Source organism: Amycolatopsis sp. WAC 01416 (genome assembly GCF_003947485.1).
Classification (GTDB): Bacteria; Actinomycetota; Actinomycetes; order Mycobacteriales; family Pseudonocardiaceae; genus Amycolatopsis.
Genome location: NZ_QHHX01000006.1, coordinates 421,453 through 437,522, shown reverse-complemented (window position 1 = coordinate 437,522; position 16,070 = coordinate 421,453). Strand labels below are relative to the sequence as shown.

18 protein-coding genes are annotated in these 16,070 nt (G+C 70.7%); 9 read left to right on the top strand and 9 right to left on the bottom strand.

Annotated features, from left to right (window positions below):
* Positions 1-13 precede the first annotated feature (13 nt).
* Positions 14-517: a peptide deformylase gene (gene def, locus DL990_RS22855; protein ID WP_125785347.1), complete on the top strand. Its 504-nt coding sequence runs from the start codon at positions 14-16 to the stop codon at positions 515-517.
* Between the two features lie 37 nt (positions 518-554).
* Here the strand turns inward: def and DL990_RS22850 are convergent, their stop codons facing one another.
* From DL990_RS22850 to DL990_RS22835, 4 genes are all read right to left on the bottom strand, one after another.
* On the bottom strand, positions 555-1,640 hold the full coding sequence (locus tag DL990_RS22850) for a GNAT family N-acetyltransferase (RefSeq protein WP_125799842.1): 1,086 nt from the start codon (positions 1,638-1,640) through the stop codon (positions 555-557).
* Positions 1,641-1,735: 95 nt separating this feature from the next.
* On the bottom strand, positions 1,736-2,419 hold the full coding sequence (locus tag DL990_RS22845; RefSeq protein WP_125799841.1) for a VOC family protein: 684 nt from the start codon (positions 2,417-2,419) through the stop codon (positions 1,736-1,738).
* Between the two features lie 262 nt (positions 2,420-2,681).
* On the bottom strand, positions 2,682-3,446 hold the full coding sequence (locus DL990_RS22840; RefSeq protein ID WP_125785344.1) for a maleylpyruvate isomerase family mycothiol-dependent enzyme: 765 nt from the start codon (positions 3,444-3,446) through the stop codon (positions 2,682-2,684).
* Between the two features lie 24 nt (positions 3,447-3,470).
* The gene (locus tag DL990_RS22835) at positions 3,471-3,953 is read right to left on the bottom strand and encodes an SAV_6107 family HEPN domain-containing protein (RefSeq protein ID WP_007029300.1); all 483 of its coding nucleotides are present in this window, start codon (positions 3,951-3,953) and stop codon (positions 3,471-3,473) included.
* Positions 3,954-4,174: 221 nt separating this feature from the next.
* Between DL990_RS22835 and DL990_RS22830 the strand changes: the two genes are divergently transcribed.
* Both DL990_RS22830 and DL990_RS22825 read left to right on the top strand, forming a co-directional pair.
* Positions 4,175-4,705: a YbaK/EbsC family protein gene (locus DL990_RS22830; protein ID WP_125785343.1), complete on the top strand. Its 531-nt coding sequence runs from the start codon at positions 4,175-4,177 to the stop codon at positions 4,703-4,705.
* On the top strand, positions 4,702-5,265 hold the full coding sequence (locus tag DL990_RS22825) for an N-acetyltransferase (RefSeq protein ID WP_125785342.1): 564 nt from the start codon (positions 4,702-4,704) through the stop codon (positions 5,263-5,265). Before DL990_RS22830 ends, DL990_RS22825 begins: the two co-directional genes overlap by 4 nt.
* Here the strand turns inward: DL990_RS22825 and DL990_RS22820 are convergent.
* From DL990_RS22820 to DL990_RS22810, 3 genes are all read right to left on the bottom strand, one after another.
* A complete protein-coding gene (locus DL990_RS22820) occupies positions 5,262-6,143 on the bottom strand; it encodes a DMT family transporter (protein WP_125799840.1) in 882 nt (293 codons plus the stop codon). The genes DL990_RS22825 and DL990_RS22820 overlap by 4 nt on opposite strands.
* 517 nt (positions 6,144-6,660) lie before the next feature.
* Entirely contained in the window at positions 6,661-8,346 is a 1,686-nt protein-coding gene (locus DL990_RS22815; protein WP_199746545.1) for a DUF885 domain-containing protein, read from the bottom strand.
* A 42-nt stretch (positions 8,347-8,388) separates the two neighbouring features.
* On the bottom strand, positions 8,389-9,273 hold the full coding sequence (locus DL990_RS22810) for a methylenetetrahydrofolate reductase (RefSeq protein ID WP_125785339.1): 885 nt from the start codon (positions 9,271-9,273) through the stop codon (positions 8,389-8,391).
* Between the two features lie 135 nt (positions 9,274-9,408).
* Here DL990_RS22810 and merB point away from each other — a divergent pair, with 135 nt between their 5' ends.
* Entirely contained in the window at positions 9,409-10,086 is a 678-nt protein-coding gene (gene merB, locus DL990_RS22805; protein WP_125799838.1) for an organomercurial lyase, read from the top strand.
* Here merB and DL990_RS22800 read toward each other — a convergent pair.
* Both DL990_RS22800 and DL990_RS22795 read right to left on the bottom strand, forming a co-directional pair.
* Complete coding sequence (locus tag DL990_RS22800) at positions 10,083-10,388, bottom strand: AzlD domain-containing protein (RefSeq protein WP_125799837.1); 306 nt, start codon at positions 10,386-10,388, stop codon at positions 10,083-10,085. The two genes, merB and DL990_RS22800, sit on opposite strands and share 4 nt — an antisense overlap.
* Positions 10,385-11,062, bottom strand: a complete 678-nt coding sequence (locus DL990_RS22795; RefSeq protein ID WP_233620543.1) for an AzlC family ABC transporter permease — start codon at positions 11,060-11,062, stop codon at positions 10,385-10,387. The genes DL990_RS22800 and DL990_RS22795 overlap by 4 nt, the downstream gene beginning before the upstream one ends.
* A 47-nt stretch (positions 11,063-11,109) precedes the next feature.
* Between DL990_RS22795 and DL990_RS22790 the strand changes: the two genes are divergently transcribed.
* From DL990_RS22790 to DL990_RS22770, 5 genes are all read left to right on the top strand, one after another.
* Positions 11,110-11,658 carry a CGNR zinc finger domain-containing protein gene (locus DL990_RS22790; protein WP_125799836.1) on the top strand — a complete coding sequence of 183 codons (549 nt, stop codon included), beginning with the start codon at positions 11,110-11,112 and terminating at the stop codon, positions 11,656-11,658.
* A gap of 134 nt (positions 11,659-11,792) precedes the next feature.
* Positions 11,793-12,884 carry a polyprenyl synthetase family protein gene (locus DL990_RS22785; protein ID WP_125785335.1) on the top strand — a complete coding sequence of 364 codons (1,092 nt, stop codon included), beginning with the start codon at positions 11,793-11,795 and terminating at the stop codon, positions 12,882-12,884.
* A complete protein-coding gene (gene crtI / locus DL990_RS22780; protein ID WP_125799835.1) occupies positions 12,884-14,359 on the top strand; it encodes a phytoene desaturase family protein in 1,476 nt (491 codons plus the stop codon). The genes DL990_RS22785 and crtI overlap by 1 nt, the downstream gene beginning before the upstream one ends.
* A complete protein-coding gene (locus DL990_RS22775) occupies positions 14,356-15,285 on the top strand; it encodes a phytoene/squalene synthase family protein (RefSeq protein WP_125785333.1) in 930 nt (309 codons plus the stop codon). The genes crtI and DL990_RS22775 overlap by 4 nt, the downstream gene beginning before the upstream one ends.
* Positions 15,282-16,070 (top strand): LLM class F420-dependent oxidoreductase, encoded by a 789-nt coding sequence (locus tag DL990_RS22770; RefSeq protein WP_034312040.1) that lies wholly within the window; start codon positions 15,282-15,284, stop codon positions 16,068-16,070. The genes DL990_RS22775 and DL990_RS22770 overlap by 4 nt, the downstream gene beginning before the upstream one ends.

Genomic DNA, 16,070 nt, shown 5'->3' with positions numbered 1-16,070 from the left:
AGGACGTTCGAACATGGTGATGCGCGACCTGCGCTACTTCGGGGATCCCGTGCTCAAGACCGTATGCGACCCGGTCACGACATTCGACAAGAAGATCGAGTCGCTGGTGACCGATCTGATGGACGGGGTGAAACCGGCCGGACGCGCCGGGCTCGCTGCGCCGCAGATCGGGGTCGGCCTGCGGGTGTTCAGTTACGACGTCGGCGGTCTGAGCGGATACGTGATCAACCCGGAGATCGTCGAGCTGTCCGAAGAGACGCATGAGATCGGCGAGGGCTGCCTGTCCGTTCCGGAACTGTGGTTCCCGGTCGTCCGCGCGAAGCACGCGGTGGTGCGAGGCGTCGACCTGCGCAACGAGCCCGTCGAGGTCGAAGGCTTCGAGGTGCTCGCCCAGTGCCTGCAGCACGAGACCGACCACCTCGACGGCAAGCTCTACCTGGATCGGCTCACTCCCGAACGCAAGAAGCGCGCGCTGGGCGAGGCCCGCGGCAAAGACTGGTTCTGGAACCGCAATTAGTCACCTGGTTGCGATCGTTTCTCTCGCAACCAGGTGACTAATTGCGGGGGTTGGGGAGCGTGAGGCGCAGGGTGCCGGAGTCGCCGGGGGCACGTTCGGGGCGGAGCCCCGCGCGGGCGGCGGTGCGGTAGAGGGAATCGTCGCCGGGCAGGCAGACGGCGGCGAGTTCGCGCTCCCCCTTGGCTGCGGCGAGGACGGCGAGCCTGGTCAGCAAGGCGGTGCCGATGCCTTGGCGCTGCCAGGAATCCTCGACCAGGAGCGAGACTTCGGCCGCGCCGGCGTCGGCCGACGGGATCAGCTGGCCGAGACCGATCACGTCCCGGCCGCAGACCGCGAGCAGGCTGATCCCCCGCGGCGGCATCAGGAGCCGGTGCAGCCAACGGCGCGGCACGGCGCGCATCCCTGTGTGGTAGCGGTGGAAAAGCGTCGTCATCGAGCATCTCTGGTGCAGCGCGGACACCGCTTCGGCGTCACCGGGGACACCCTTCCGAAGGACGATCGCGGCGCCGTCGGCCCGGTCGAGCACGACCGGACCGGTCACGTTGTCGCGGACGGCGGTCATCAGCCCGGTCAGCGCGACCGCGCGGCTCAGTTCCAGTTCGACGAACGGCGACCACCGGCGGCGCGCGACGAACGCGGTGCCGTCGCCCGCCGGGAACACCGCCCGATGCCCGCCCTCCGTGCGGGCAGGGTTCGCCTCGATCGACGGGACCTTCGTGACGACGTCGGCCGCGAGCACGCCGCGAAGGACCTCTGCGAGGCCGCTGGGCTCCTCGACGGCTCTCTTGGCCGCGGCGAACGTGGCGGTGGCCGGATCGACCAGTTCGGCCAGATCCGCGTCGATGACGGCGGAGCATTCGCATCCTTCGTCGCGGATCGCGTCGACGAGCAGTTGCCGCGGCAGACCGGTGGCCGGCCGCAGGACGATCTCGTCGAGCAGGCCGCCGGGGACCGGGAGCACCGACAACCCGAGGATGTTGCACTCGAGGTCGGCCAGCCGGATCGCGATCCTGGCCAGGGTGCCCGGCCGGTCGTCCACGCGGATCCGGACCCGCCAGGCCGACGCGGTCGTTGTCTCTTCACCGGGGTGAAGCCGGGCGGGCCGGACTCGATAGGTCTCCATGACCTCCACGGTCCCGGCCGGTTGTTGCCTGCCAACGGCGCGGGTGTTTCGCTCAGGTCAGCGTTCGACGCCACCGCGCAACCCCGGCGAAACAACTACCGGGGTGCGAGCACGCTGAACTCGTTGCCCTCCGGATCCACCATGGCCACGGCACCTTGCCTCGCCGAACCCTGTCCTGTCGCGCCGAGCTCCCTGAGACGCCGGACTTCGGCCGTCCGGCTCTTACCTCGCCGTGGCGCGATCTCGAACCGCAGCCTGTTCTTGTGCTGTTTCTCCTCTTTCGTGGCGAGGAACTCGACCCACGGGCCGCGGCCGCCCGGCGGCCGCAGACCCACGATCGTCTTCTCGCGGACGCCGATCTCCCAGCCAAGGGCGGCCGCCCAGAACCGCGCGAGCCGCTCCGGGTCGAGAGCGTCGGTGACGACCGAAGCGATCGCGCCGGAACCCTCGTACTGCTCGCGCGGTTCGAGGACGCAGAACTCGTTGCCCTCGGGGTCCGCGAGCACCACCCACGGCACCCGCTTCTCCGCCGGCGGGCCCTGGCCGATGTCGATGTGCCGTGCGCCGAGGGACAGCGCACGGTCCACCAGCTCGGCCTGGTGCCCTGGCGAACGGCTCGTCAGATCCAGGTGCAGCCGGTTCTTGCCCCGTTTGGGGACCGCCTCGGAGCGGAACGCCGGTTGAAACGGGGCGTCCCAGCTGAACAGCCCTTCCCAGAAACCCGCCAGATCTCTGGGAAGGGCCGAGTCGAAGACCAGGTTCACCAGCTGCGATGCCACACCCGTGAACCTAGACGGCACCACCGACACTTCTGTGTCTTGTGGGTGAACCCGCGTCTGTGTCCCGTAGGTGAACCCGCGTCCGCGATCGACGTCGGCAGGGCGCTCGCCGGTCATGCACGTCCCGATGAGCGGGCAGGGCGCCCTGCCACCGCGATCGCGGGGCCTTCGGCCGGGGCGGGTTCACGCGTTCGGTCGTTCTTCAGGCACATTTTCGGCTCCGCCGACTGGCGCTGACCGGTTTGGCTTCCCCACCGACCGGTCATCGAGTCGCGAGCCGCAAAAGGGCCCAAAGTTGTCCCGCCATGTCCTGGTCTCCGCTGACCGTCACCGCCGTCGGACCCGCCCGGCCCCAGAGCCAGCGGTAGATCTTGTCCGGATGCCCGGTGATCAGATCGTCCGCGCGCCGGGCCTCCTCGGCGGAGCATCGCCAGGCGACCGTTTCCGTGGGCCCGGCTCTGGCGATCCAGTGGTGGCCCGCGGTGCGCACGCCGACCGATCCGGTCCTGGTGCCGGACAAGCCCAGCAACGGCAGCCGCTGGCCGAACCACAGCACCAGCGCCTCGTCGATCCCGTCGAGTGCCACGTCTTCGGGGATCGCCGACACTTCCCGGCCGGCGGCGCTCTCCGCGTCGATCCGGTGGATCGTCGTCTCGTGCGCCATCCGCCGCCGCCAGAACCCGTAGCTGCGGTCCGCCGGCCACCAGGTCGGCGCCGCTGCCTCCGGATCGTGCGCGGACAATTCGGCGACGAGCTCGTCCCGGCCCTCGCGGAAGTACTCCTCCAGCGACTGCGTCGGCCCCGGCTTGCGCTGCCAGTGTTCGGGACGCCGTCCGTCGATGATCCAGCGGCGGGTGACCCGGTACACGCTGCCCACGTGCCTGAGGACCTCACCGAGCGTCCAGCCGGGGCAGGTCGGAACCGGAGCGTCGGCGGACGCGGTGTGCGCCACCTGGGCCATCAGCTCGGTTTCGGCGCCGAGCACCTCCAGGAACCTGCCCTGGTCGATCATGGCCTGCCCGGCCATCGGGCACCCCCTCTCCATGGTGACTCAGGCGACATGCGCCGAATCACCCATCGGCAGCCCGTGCACCACCCGTCGGACGAGTTCCAGGAACACCGTGGCGGCCCGCGTCAGCTCGTCCGCCAGTTCGACGGTGACCTTGCCGGTGATCCCCGCCTGCGCGGCGGCCCGCGTCGCGGAGTTGGCCGCGAAGAACGCCGCCCACTCCTTCAATTCGGGCGCGACGGAGTCGAGCAGCACCCAGCCGCTCGCCGGCCGGGCCCGGCCCCGGTGCGGACGGCCGCGGGCCTCCAGTACCGCCGCCGCGCCCCGCAGCGCGGCGAGATACGCCCCGATGAACCGCTCCGCGGGATCGTTTTCCCGCTCCGCCTCGGCGAGACCCCGCCTCGCCTGCGCGTACAAGGAGACCGCCGCGGGTGGTGCCGGCGGGCGCAACGACATCGGCAGGGCGGGCTGCGCGGTGCCCCCCGGCCTCTCGGCTTCGTCAGGGGACACGACCGAAACGGACATGACGACCCTCCTCCTGTACGTGAGCGCCGGCCGGTGCCCGGCGCCGAGGCGCTTCCCCCGCCCCCGCGCCGGGCACCTACCGGTGCGCGCTCACCGAATGTCGAACGTCTGTTCGAACAAGACCAATGTAACCCCGAAGTGCCCATTTCTTCAACCCCGTGCCGGGGCGATCGCCGCATGTGGTGCGGGACACCGGATCGGTCACGTGATCTCATAGGCTCATGAGCACCATCGACCAGTCCGGGCATCCCTCGGTGGCCAAGGTCGCGGCCGCGCTCGCCGAGGCGGGTCAGCAGGACGCCGCGGACGGGATCCGGATCCTCCCCGCCGAAGTCCGCACGGCCGCGCAAGCCGCCGAAGCGCTCGGTGTCGAGGTCGGCGCGATCGCGAACAGCCTCGTGTTCCGCAGCCGCACCGGCGGGACCGAAACGGCCCTGCTCGCCCTGACCTCGGGCGCGCACCGCGCCGACACCGGCATCCTCGCCTCGCTGACCGGCGCCGACGAGATCGGCAAGGCGGACGCGGATTTCGTCCGCGCGCACACCGGGCAGCCGATCGGCGGCGTCGCCCCGGTCGGTCACCCGAAAGCGTTGACCACCCTCGTCGACACCGCGTTGCGCGCCCACGACGTCGTCTGGGCCGCCGCCGGACACCCGAAGTCGGTGTACCCCACGACGTTCGCCCGCCTCGTCGCGCTGACCGGGGGCACTCCCGCGGACGTCGCGGGCGCCGGGCAGGATGGGCGCCCGTGACCGCGATGTCCTCGGAATGCACCCGCTACGTCCAGCTGTCCGCGGACGAGTTCCGCGCCCGGCTCCCCGAGGCGCTGACCATCTACGTCAACGCCATGCGCTACCCCGAAGGCACGGCCGAGCAACGCGCGCCGATGTGGCTCACGCACGCGTTACGCGAAGGCTGGCGCTGCATGGCCGCGCTCGACGCGGACGGCGTCCTGCTCGGGCTCGCCTACGGCTACAAGGGCCGCGGCGGCCAGTGGTGGCACGAACAGGTCCGCCACGGCCTGACCCGCCGTGAGGGCCAGGCCGCCGCCGAGCACTGGATGTCCGACTACTTCGAGCTCACCGAGATCCACGTGAGCCCCGAAAACCAGGGGAAGCGGATCGGCGAGGACCTCCTGCGGCGGCTGCTCGACGGCGTGCCCAACGCCCACGTCCTCCTTTCCACGCCGGAAGGCACCAGCCGGGCCTGGAACCTGTACCGGCGCGTCGGCTTCGTCGATGTGCTGCGGGACTACCACTTCGCCGGGGATCCGCGGGCGTTCGCGATCCTCGGGCGGACGCTGCCGCTCTAAGGTTTCGTGTAGGCGACGGCGAGCGCGGCGATGAGCACCGCCGCGCCGCACCAGCCCACGGCGCCGAGCCGTTCACCGAGCAGGGCCATCGACAGCAGCGCGGCGGTCAACGGTTCCAGCAGGGCGGACAGCGCGGCCAGTACGGGATGCGCGCCTTCGAGGCCCCGGAAGTACGCGGCGTACGCCAGCGCCGTGGGCACGACACCGAAGTAGACGACGAGCGCGACCACGTCGGCCTGGACCGGCACGGCCATCCCGAACCACAACGCGGCGGGCGTGAGCGCGGCGCCGCCGATCAGGCAGCCGAACGCCGTGGTGGGCAAGGGATCCAGCCCCTCGACGCGGGTCGCGGTCACGAGTGTCAGCGCGGCGAACCCGGCCGCGGCGAGCAAGGCGAACAGCACTCCGGCGGCGTTGACCTCTTCTCCGGGCGTCCACTGCAACAGCGCCAGCCCGATGAGGGATCCGACCAGCGACACCGCTGTCCACCGCGTGGGGAGTTTCCTGGTCCTGACGACCGTCGCGACGGCGAGCAGAACGGGCGCGCTGCCGATGGTGGTCATCGTCGCGACGCTCACGGAACTCAACGAGACCGCGACGAAATAGCTGGTCTGGAAAAGGGCGAACAAGCCGCCGACCGTCAGGAGGCGACGGCGGACCTGTGTCGTGCGGGGAAGGTCGCGGAGGCCCCCGGTGAGCCAGAGGTAGCCGGTGGCGATCACGCCGCCGATGAGCAGCCGGTACGCGGCGACGCTCAGTGGATGGAGCCCCGCGCGGGAGGCGAGCAGGGATCCGGCGAGGCCGCCGGTCCCCCAGAGGATACCGGCGAGGACGAGCGCGGCCGACGATCGGGCGCGCGTGGGTACGGCTACGGACATGGGGAACGCTCCTGCGTCTTTGTCGGGTCAGCGGACGGCGACGACGCGGGGTGCTTCAGTGCAGCACGGATCGGCCGGGCGGCTGGAACGCCGCGCGGCCGGAGACACCCCGCTCAGGAGGCGGGGGGTGGGGTGACGAGAAAGATCCGGTGCACGCGAGGGAACGTATCAAGGCTTCGGTGGTGGGGGCACGTGAATTGCGGCACGCGGCGGGCCACGGTGGTCGTGAGTGGCGATTCGGGCGCGGTGAAGGTCGGGTTTCCTCGGGTGAGCCGAGGGAAGGGGTCCTTCACGCGCCATCGCTGAGGCTCTTGGTGTCGCGCAAGTCCGTGAAGGGCCCCTTGAGGGACTCTGGGTCCCTCAAGGGGCCCTTCACGGACTTGCGGCCAGATTCCTTCGGACAGGGTGGGAGCACACATCCGGAGGGCCCCTCCGAATGCAATGAAGGAGCCTTTCATTGCGAAATTTGCAATGAAAGGCTCCTTCATTGCGCGCGCGAGGGCCGAAGGAGCGTGGCTCAGTCCAGTGCGGCCAGCATCTCCCGCAGCGTGTCCAGCCCCATCCCGCCGAGCGCCAGCGCCCGCGTGTGGAACTGCTTGATGTCGAAGGCGTCCCCCTGCCGGGCACGGGCCTCGTCACGCGCGGCGAGCCACAGGCGTTCGCCGAGTTTGTACGACGGCGCCTGCCCTGGCCAGCCCAGGTAGCGGTCGATCTCGTCGTGCACGTGGGCCGGATCGGTGACGGTGCGGGTGAGCATGAACTCCAGGCCCAGCTCGGGCGTCCACCGCTCCCCCTCGTGGAAGCCGGTGCCCGCCGGGATCTCCAGTTCCAGGTGCATGCCGATGTCGACGAGCACGCGCGCGGCGCGGAACAGCTGTTCGGAGAGCATGCCGAGCAGGTCGCCGTCGTCGGCGAGGAAGCCGAGGTCCTGCATCAGCCGCTCGGAGTACAGCGCCCAGCCTTCGGCGTGCCCGGAGGTGAACGCCAGCAGCCGCTGGTACTTGTTCAGCGAGTCGGACTGGTCGACCGCGGTCGCGATCTGCAGGTGGTGGCCCGGCGCGCCCTCGTGGTAGACGGTGCTGACCTCACGCCAGGTGACGAACTGGTCCCGGCCCTGCGGCAGCGACCACCACATGCGGCCGGGACGCGCGAAGTCCTCGCTCGGGGCGGTGTAGTACGCGCCGACGGTGCCGCCGGGCGGGGCGATCTTGCACTCCAGTTCCATCACCCGGTCGGTGATGTCGAAGTGCTTGCCGCGCAACGACTTCAGCGCGTTGTCGGACAAGTTTTGCATCCAGGCCTGGAATTCGGCCCGGCCGCGGACGACGTACTTGGGGTCGGCGTCGAGGACGGCGGCCGCCTCGGCGAGGGTGGCGCCCGGTTTGATCCGGCCGGCGACCTCGCGCATTTCCGCTTCGATGCGGGTGAATTCGGCCCAGCCCCAGGCGTAGGCCTCGTCCAGGTCGAGGGTGGCTCCGGTGAACAGCCGGGACCACAGTTTGTAGACCTCGGCGCCGACGGCGTCCTTGACCGGCGCCAGCGGGGCGAGTTCGGCGCGGAGGAAACCGGCGAACTCCGCGTACGCCTCCTGAGCGGCGTGAGCGGCGTGGCCGAGCTCGGCACGCAGCTTCTCGTCGACGTCCTTCGCTCCCGAGATCAGCGTCTCGAAGAAACCGGCGTCGTCCTTCAACCCCGCCCAGGTTTCGGCCTGTTCGGCGACCTTGCCGACCTGCCGCAACGCCGACACCCGGCCGGCGTTCGCGGCCGCGAGCAGCGAAGCGCGGAGACCGTCGAGCGCTTCGGGTACCTTCGCCATCCGGGCGGCGATCGTCGCCCAGTGCTCCGCGGTGTCGGTGGGCATGAGGTCGAAGACCATGCGCAGTTCCTGCACGGGGCTTTCGATCACGTTCAGCGCCGCGACGTCGAGACCGGCATCGTGGATCTCCAGCTGCAACCCGATCCGCTCGGTGAACACCGCCTTGGCCGCGCCCTCGCCGTCGTCGGCGGGTTCGGCCGCTTCGATCTCGGCCAGCGCGCGCGTGGCGATCGCCGCCCTGGCCGCGTGTCCGGCAGGCGAGTAGTCGGTCAGTTGGTCGTCGTATCCGGAGATGCCGAACGTCGTCGCGGCGACCGGGTCGGCCGCGGCGTACTCGTCGACGTACCGGTCACAGATCTGGTGCACACTTTGCGCGGTCGAAGCCATGACCGGCACGCTACCGGGACAGCGGGCGACTTCGGTACGGAGTTACGCCCGGGCCGGGACCAGCCCGAGCCTGCTGACCACCTCACGCGTGGCCTTGGACCGGTTGAACGTGTAGAAGTGCAGGTCAGGGACGCCTTCGGCGATGAGCCGCTCACACAGTTCGGTCACCGCGTCGATCCCTTCCGCGCGGAAGGCCTTCGGGTCGTCGGCCAGCGGTTCGAGCCGGTCCAGCAGCCGCCGCGGCGCCGGCGCGCCGGACAGCTTGATCGACGTGTGCAGCGTCCGCGGCGTGGTCAGCGGCATGATGCCGGGGATGACCAGCGCCTCGCAGCCGGTGGCCGCCACCCGGTCACGCAGGCGGAGGAAGTCTTCCGGCTCGAAGAACAGCTGCGCGATCGCGAAATCGGCGCCCGCGCGCAGCTTGCGCACGAGGTACTCGGTGTCGGCCTCGAGGTTCGCCGACCTCGGGTGGCCGTACGGGAACGCCGAGACGCCGACGCAGAAGTCGCCGAGCGAACGCACCAGTTCGACGAGTTCCTCGGCGTAGTTGAGCCCGTCCGGATGCGGGACCCAGTCGCCGTAGACGTCGCCCGGCGGGTCGCCACGCAGCGCGAGGATGTTCCGCACGCCGACGGCGGCGTACCAGCCGATGACGTTGCGCAGTTCCGCGACCGAGTGGTTCACGGCGGTGAGGTGCGCCATCGGCACCAGCGTGGTTTCGGTGGCGACGCGGGCGATACTGCGGATCGTGCCGTCCCGGCTGGAGCCGCCCGCGCCGTAGGTGATCGACATGTACGCCGGGTCCAGCGGTTCGAGTTCCCGGATCGACTTCCACAGCACCGCCTCGTCGGCCGCGTCGCGAGGCGGGAAGAACTCGATGGAGAACACGGGTCCATCACCCTGCAACCGCTCGACCACCGACGTCATACCGCCATGTTAAGGGGGAGGTCCGCTGGCTGGGAGCCCCCTCTCAGGCTGTGGGCATGCGACCTCGGCCACTCGCGAGCGGTTGCCGTGTGGCGCCGGCCTGGGGAGACTCGGTGACGAGCACAGGGAGCCGCCATGAGCGCCGAAACCGACACCAGCTGGGACGAGGACGTCCGCGTCGCGGTCTACCGCGCGTTCGCCGAACACGGGAGGCCGCCGACGGCGCCGGAACTGGCCGACGCCGCCCACGGATCGCTCGCGGTGGCGAAACAGGCGCTGCACCGGCTCGCGGAGCGGCGGCACCTCGTGCTCGACGACTGCGAGCACGTCGTGATGGCGCATCCGTTCGCGGCGATCCCGCTGGGTTTCTCGGTGATGGGTGAGCGGACGCTGTGGTGGGGCGGCTGCGCGTGGGACGCGTTCGCGATCCCGCATCTGGTCAAGGCCGAACCCGAGGTGCTGGTGTCCACGCGCTGCCGGGGCTGCGGCGAACCGCGGGCCCTGCTCGTGAACGACCAGGTGCCACCGAAGGGCGATCTGGTCGCTCATTTCCTCGTCCCGGCGGCCCGGATGTGGGACGACGTGGTGCACACCTGCGGGAACCAGCGCCTGTTCTGCGGCGAGTCCTGTGTGGACGCTTGGCTGGCGGAAACGGGGCAGGACAAGGGCTACGTCATGGACCTCGCGACGTTGTGGCGGCTCGCGGCAGGCTGGTACGACGGCAGGCTCGACCACGGCTACACCCGCCGGGATCCGGCCGCCGCGGCCGCGTACTTCGAACAGGCCGGGCTGAGCGGACCGTTCTGGACCTAGACCAGGAACCGGAGCGCCGCGGTGACGACGACCCCGCAGAGGATCGCGGCGAGCACCGGGACGCGCAGCAGGTAGGTCACCGCGATCGCGGCCAGTCCCGCGCACAGCGTCCAGTCGACCGCGGACCAGGCCGGACCGGTCACGTCGGTCAGCACCAGACCGGCCAGCAGCGCGGGCGCCAGCAACGCGATCACGCCTGCCGAACGCGGCGGCAGCGTCCGGTCGCCGAGCAGGACCGGGCCCGCCGCCTTGAACCCGATGCTGACCAGCGCGACGGCGACGATGGCGATCCAGAGCGTCATCGCCGCGTCCCCAGGCCCAGCAGCGCGGCGGCCGACGCGCCGATCAGCGCGAGCCCGACCGGGACGAACAGCACCAAGATCCCGGCAAGGCAAGCGGCGAGCGCCGCGGTCCGGACCGCCTCGCGGGAACGGCGCAGTTCGTCGATGAGCAGGACCAGGAAGAAACCGGGGAACACGATGTCGAGCCCGAACCGCGCGACGACGTCCGGCGGCGGCGCGGCGAGGACGCCGAGCACCGTCCCCAGCACCCACGCGGGCAGCTGGACAAGGGTGCAGCCGATGAGTTTTTCGCGATCGAAACGCCCTTCGCCGAGGTGCGCGGCCACCCACGAACCGTCGACGACGGCCTGGCCCTCCCACGCGCGGCGCAGTCGTCCTCCGCGCAGATCCGCGGCGACGGCGGCGCCCATCGGCAGGAACCGGGCGTTGATCAGGGCCGCGGCACCGACCGCGACGGCGATGTTGCCGCCGCCCGCGAGCGCGGTGGCCATCGCGAACTGGGCCGAGCCGGAGAACACGAGGATCGACGCGGCGATCGGGGCCGCGATCCCCCAGCCCAGAGTCTGGCTGTACGCGCCGAAGGTGACGCCGAGGACGAAGGTCGCGACACCCAGCCCGAGCCCGACACGGGCGCCGGCCAGGTAGTTCCGCCGGCGCGTCGACATCTCCGTCATGACCCGAGCCTAACAAGCTAAACTACCTTTGACCATTAGGAGGATTCGTGGACGGCCACTGGGACGGGTACGACAGCATCGGCGGGAGCGCGCCGTTGGACCTGGTCAACACCGTTTCCTGGCGCCGCGATCCGGCCCGGCGGGAAGACCGGCTTTCGACCCCGGAACGGCTGTCCGAGTGGGTCGTCCTGGTCGGTGCGGGCACCGAACGGCTGGAGATCTCCGAGGCCGTCCTGGAGACGGTGAAGGCCTTCCGCGAGACGCTGTACCGCGTGCTCGTGTCGGATCCGCCGGACGTCACGGCGCTGCGAAAGCCCCTGATCGAGGCATACCGGCACGCCTCGCTCCCCCGGTCCTTGCCGCTGCGCTGGGTGGTGCCGCTGGAGAGCGACGGCGCGCTGCCGTACTTCCTCGCGCTGGCGGCCGAGGACCTGCTCCGGACCGGGGATCTGGAGCGGATCCGGGAGTGCGAGGGGCCCGGCTGCGGCTGGGTCTTCACCGACCACACGCGCAACCGGTCGCGGCGCTGGTGCAGTTCGTCGGACTGCGGCAACCGGGCGCGGGCGAAACGGCACTACGACAAGACCCGCAATTAGTCACCTACTTGCGGTAGTCGGTAGCACGAGGACCGCAAGTAGGTGACGAATCGCAACGGCGGGCCACGTCTCGTTCGCCACATTCCACGGCACCCGACTGGGTCATGAAGACATCCTTCCCGGAGGATGTGCGCATGGACACGTCCGCCTACGACGCCGATCTGCCCGCCAACGTCGAGCGGGCCCTGGCCGGATTCCTCGAGCGCGCCGGTGCCGAAATCCGCCGCACCGAACCGGTCGTCGGGGTCGGGATCGACGCGCTGGCCGGATTCGTGCTGGGCGGCGGCAAACGGCTGCGCCCGACGTTCGCCTGGTGGGGCTGGCGCGGCGCCGGCGGCGATCCGGCGGGGCCGGACGTCGAAGGGGTGCTGCAGGCGGTGGCGAGCCTGGAGCTGATCCAGGCGTGTGCGCTGATCCACGACGACCTCATCGACTCCTCCGATTCGCGCCGCGGTTCACCGACCGTGCACATCGCGGGCGCGAAGCTCCACGCCGACAGCGGCTGGCTGGGTTCGCCGAGCACCTTCGGGCTCGCGACCGCCGTCCTGGTCGGTGACCTCGCGCTGGCCTGGGCCGACGACATGTTCGGCGAGGCACCACTTCCGCCCGCCGTCCTCGCGGCGGCACGGCCGGCGTGGCGCGCGATGCGCACCGAAGTACTCGCCGGGCAGTACCTCGACGTCCGCACGCAGGCCACCGGCGACGCCACCCCCGAGGCGGCACTGCACATCTGCAAGCTCAAGACAGCCGCGTACACCGTCCAGCGCCCGCTGCACCTCGGTGCCGCGCTCGGCGGCGCCGACGACGCCCTGATCGCGACGCTGCGCGAGTTCGGCGACGACGTCGGCGTGGCGTTCCAGCTGCGGGACGACCTGCTCGGCGTGTTCGGCGACCCGTCGGTCACCGGCAAACCCGCGGGCGACGACCTGCGTGAGGGCAAGCGGACGCTGCTGGTCGCGCTGGGTCTCCAGCGCGCGGCCGAGCAGGGCAAGGACGCGGCGGCGAAGATCATCTCCGACGCCATCGGCGACGCCCACCTGTCCGAAGACGCCGTCGAGACCGTGCGCGAAGCACTGCGGGACGTCGGTGCGGTCGACGCGGTGGAACGCCGCATCGACGAGCTCACCGACTCCGCGATGGCGGCGCTCGACCGCGCCCACCTGGCCGAGCCCGCTCCCGCCGCGCTGACCGGGCTGGTCGTCAAGGCGACCCAGCGGACGTACTGATGCGCACTGTCACCGGTCCGAGTGACCACGTGGTGGTGATCGGTGGCGGGCTCGCCGGGCTGTCGGCGACGCTGCACCTGCTCGGCGCCGGCCGCCGGGTGACCCTGCTGGAGCAGGACAAAAGCCCCGGGGGCCGGGCGGGGCAGGCGGATTTCGGCGGCAACACCGTCGACACCGGCGCCAGTGTGCTGACCATGCCCGAACTGCTCGACGAGGCCTTTTCCGCGGTCGGCGAATCCCTTTCGGACAACCTGACGCTGACGCGCCTCGACCCGGCCTACCGCGCGAAGTTCGCCGACGGCAGCACGATCGCCGTGCACACCGAGGCGGCGGCGATGGAGGCCGAGATCCGCGCGGCCGCCGGTCCCGCCGAAGCCGAGGGCTACCGCCGGTTGCGGCGCTGGCTGACCGAGCTTTACGCGGTGCAGAAGGACCATTTCATCGGCGCGAACTTCGACTCGCCGCTCGATCTCGTACGCCCGGAGCTGGCGAAGCTGGCCGCACTGGGCGGTTTCGGACGGCTGGGCCCGAAGATCGGCGGATTCCTGCGCGACGACCGCGTGCGCCGTCTGTTCTCCTTCCAGGCCCTCTACGCGGGGCTCGATCCGGCGCGCGCGATCGGCGCGTACGGCGTCATCTCCTACATGGACACCGTCGGCGGGGTCTACTACCCGGCGGGCGGGATGGGTGAGATCGCGCGAGCGATGGCGAACGCGGCCGGACGCGCCGGCGCGGAAGTGCGGTTCGGCACCGAAGCCGCTTGGCTGGAAAGGGTTTCCTCGCGGGTGCGCGCGGTACGGACCCGCTCGGGCGAGCGGATCCCGTGCGACACCGTGGTTCTCGCGACCGAGCTCGGTACCGCGTACCGGCTGCTCGGCGCCCGTCCCCGTCGGCCGCTGCCGCTGCGGTACTCGCCGTCGGCCGTCGTGCTCCACGGGCACGCGCCGAAAACGTGGCCGGACTTGGGCCACCACACCATCTTCTTCGGCCACGCCTGGGAAAAGACGTTCTCGGAGATCATCCGCGAAGGCAAGCTGATGAGCGACCCGTCGCTGCTGGTGACCCGGCCGACGGCGACCGAACCGGGACTGGCCCCCGGCGGCGATCAGGTGATCTCGGTGCTCGCCCCGGCGCCGAACCTGCGCCGCGGCAAGATCGACTGGCGCCGGGTCGGCCCCGCCTATCGTGAGGAACTCCTGCGTACGCTGGAAAAGCGCGGCCTGACCGGATTCGCGGACGGCTTCACCGTCGACGAGACGATCACCCCGGCGGGCTGGGCGGAACGCGGGCTCACCGCGGGCACCCCGTTCTCGCTCGCGCACACCTTCGCCCAGACCGGCCCGTTCCGGCCGGGGAACCTCATACGAGCGGCGGAAAACGTCGTACTGGCGGGCTGCGGGACCACACCCGGCGTCGGCATCCCACCGGTGGTGATCTCCGGCAGGCTGGCGGCGGGAAGGATCACCGGCCGATGAACGAACTCGACGCCGCGGGCATCACCGGCCCGGCGTTGCGGGCCGCGTACACCGAATGCCGGCGCATCAACGCGCACCACGGCCGCACCTTCTTCCTCGCGACCCGGCTGCTGCCGCCACGGACGCGGCCGTTCGCGCACGCGCTGTACGGCTTCGCGCGGATGGCGGACGAACTGGTCGACAATCCCGCGCCCGGCACCGATCCCGCGGCCGCGCTGGACGAGGTCGCCGTCATGGTCGCGCGGATCTTCGACGGTGAAACACCGGCCGATCCGGTCCTGACCGCGCTCGCCGACACCGTGCGCCGCCACGACCTGGACCGCGAGTTGTTCGACGCGTTCCTGCGGTCCATGGCGATGGACCTCAAGATCACCGAGTACGCGACCTACGCCGACCTCCAGGGGTACGTCCACGGTTCGGCCGAGGTGATCGGCCTGCAGATGCTGCCCGTCTTCGGCACCGTCGTCCCGGTCGCGGAAGCCGAACCCGGCGCCGCCGCGCTGGGCGAGGCGTTCCAGCTGACCAACTTCCTGCGCGACATCGGCGAGGACCTCGACCGCGGGAGGCTGTACCTGCCCACCAGGGAACTGGCCGCGTTCGGCGTCGACCGCGAACTGCTCGAATGGTCCCGTGCGCGCGGGCTGCCCGACCGGCGGGTGCGGCGAGCGCTCGCGGTCGCGGTGGCGCGCAACCGGGCGGTGTACCGCCGCGCCGAAGCGGGCATCCCGTTGCTGCGCGAGGAATCCCGCGACTGCGTGCGGACCGCCCTCGTCCTCTACGAAGGCATTCTGGACGAGATCGAGGCCCTCGGTCACGACGTGCTGAACACCCGCGCGGTCGTCCCTCGCCGCCGTCGGCTGAAAGTCGCGCTGCCGAGGATACTGGCGAGCGCGTGGAGCAACTCCAGGCTTAGGGTGCGAACATGACCACTGCTTCGAACAGGAAGATCCGGATCGGCGTCCAGCTGCAGCCGCAGCACGCCGAGTACAAGGCGATCCGCCGGGCGGCTTCGGAGGCCGAAGACCTCGGTGTGGACATCGTGTTCAACTGGGACCATTTCTACCCGCTCTACGGTGAGCCCGAGGGTCTGCACTACGAGTGCTGGACCATGCTGGGCGCCTGGGCGGAGTCCACCTCGCGGGTCGAGATCGGCGCGCTCGTGACGTGCAACAGCTACCGCAACCCCGAACTGCTGGCCGACATGGCCCGCACCGTCGACAACATCTCCGACGGACGGCTGATCCTCGGCATCGGCTCCGGCTGGTTCGAGAAGGACTACGACGAATACGGCTACGAGTTCGGCACCGCGGGCGGGCGGCTCGACAACCTCGCCGAGGCGCTCCCGCGGATCGAGAGCAGGCTGGGCAAGCTGAACCCGCAACCGGTCCGGGACATCCCGGTGCTGATCGGTGGCGGCGGCGAGAAGAAGACGCTGCGCCTGGTCGCGAAGCACGCCGACATCTGGCACGGCTTCGGCGACCCGGAGGTCGTCGAGCGCAAGGTCAAGATCCTCGACCAGCACTGCGCCGACGTCGGCCGGGACCCGAAGGAGATCGAGCGTTCGGTCGCCGTCGAAGGCGAGCCCGAGGAGCTGGGCCCGAAGCTGCTGGAGCTGGGCGTCTCACTGTTCACCGTCGCGACCGGCGGGCCGGACTACAACCTCGACAAGCTGCGGTCCTGGATCGCTTGGCGGGACAAGCAGCAGTCCTGA

What these genes read in the sequence shown, in the direction of transcription:
- DL990_RS22770 (WP_034312040.1), top strand. Translation starts at nt 15,282, where the DNA reads ATGACCACTGCTTCGAACAGGAAGATCCGGATCGGCGTCCAGCTGCAG.
- merB (WP_125799838.1), top strand. Translation starts at nt 9,409, where the DNA reads ATGAGCGCCGAAACCGACACCAGCTGGGACGAGGACGTCCGCGTCGCG.
- DL990_RS22815 (WP_199746545.1), bottom strand. Translation starts at nt 8,346, where the DNA reads ATGGCTTCGACCGCGCAAAGTGTGCACCAGATCTGTGACCGGTACGTC.
- DL990_RS22795 (WP_233620543.1), bottom strand. Translation starts at nt 11,062, where the DNA reads ATGACGGAGATGTCGACGCGCCGGCGGAACTACCTGGCCGGCGCCCGT.
- crtI (WP_125799835.1), top strand. Translation starts at nt 12,884, where the DNA reads ATGCGCACTGTCACCGGTCCGAGTGACCACGTGGTGGTGATCGGTGGC.
- DL990_RS22830 (WP_125785343.1), top strand. Translation starts at nt 4,175, where the DNA reads ATGAGCACCATCGACCAGTCCGGGCATCCCTCGGTGGCCAAGGTCGCG.
- DL990_RS22835 (WP_007029300.1), bottom strand. Translation starts at nt 3,953, where the DNA reads ATGTCCGTTTCGGTCGTGTCCCCTGACGAAGCCGAGAGGCCGGGGGGC.
- DL990_RS22820 (WP_125799840.1), bottom strand. Translation starts at nt 6,143, where the DNA reads ATGTCCGTAGCCGTACCCACGCGCGCCCGATCGTCGGCCGCGCTCGTC.
- DL990_RS22850 (WP_125799842.1), bottom strand. Translation starts at nt 1,640, where the DNA reads ATGGAGACCTATCGAGTCCGGCCCGCCCGGCTTCACCCCGGTGAAGAG.
- DL990_RS22785 (WP_125785335.1), top strand. Translation starts at nt 11,793, where the DNA reads ATGGACACGTCCGCCTACGACGCCGATCTGCCCGCCAACGTCGAGCGG.
- DL990_RS22840 (WP_125785344.1), bottom strand. Translation starts at nt 3,446, where the DNA reads ATGGCCGGGCAGGCCATGATCGACCAGGGCAGGTTCCTGGAGGTGCTC.
- DL990_RS22775 (WP_125785333.1), top strand. Translation starts at nt 14,356, where the DNA reads ATGAACGAACTCGACGCCGCGGGCATCACCGGCCCGGCGTTGCGGGCC.
- DL990_RS22810 (WP_125785339.1), bottom strand. Translation starts at nt 9,273, where the DNA reads ATGACGTCGGTGGTCGAGCGGTTGCAGGGTGATGGACCCGTGTTCTCC.
- DL990_RS22800 (WP_125799837.1), bottom strand. Translation starts at nt 10,388, where the DNA reads ATGACGCTCTGGATCGCCATCGTCGCCGTCGCGCTGGTCAGCATCGGG.
- def (WP_125785347.1), top strand. Translation starts at nt 14, where the DNA reads ATGGTGATGCGCGACCTGCGCTACTTCGGGGATCCCGTGCTCAAGACC.